This is a genomic window from Bittarella massiliensis (ex Durand et al. 2017) (genome assembly GCF_017566145.1).
Classification (GTDB): Bacteria; Bacillota; Clostridia; order Oscillospirales; family Ruminococcaceae; genus Bittarella; species Bittarella massiliensis_A.
Genome location: NZ_JABFCL010000107.1, coordinates 1 through 254 on the forward strand (window position 1 = coordinate 1; position 254 = coordinate 254).

The 254-nt window shown below is 53.9% G+C and carries 1 pseudogene; it reads right to left on the reverse strand.

Annotation, left to right across the window (positions count from 1 at the left end):
- Nucleotides 1–254 (reverse strand): annotated as a pseudogene (locus HJY11_RS13650) (ABC transporter ATP-binding protein); the annotation flags it as partial.

The following is a 254-nucleotide window of genomic DNA, read 5'->3' on the forward strand; positions in this document are numbered from 1 at the left end:
TCTTGCGGTTTAAGCTTTTAAGATACCGTTCCTCCTGATTGGTAGCACGAATCTCGCGGACATTTTCCAATGCTTCTTGGATTCCGTCAGATACACGGACCGCAGCCTTCTTTGTCTTTTCGGACGCCCGGGCCGCGATTTTGCGACTGCCGAATAGGAGGCAAAAGGCTACCGGGACGCCCCACAGGCAGGCAATGGCCAGCCTCCAGTCATAGGCCAGAAGGCATAAGGCAATCAGAGCTGTGGAGATGTAG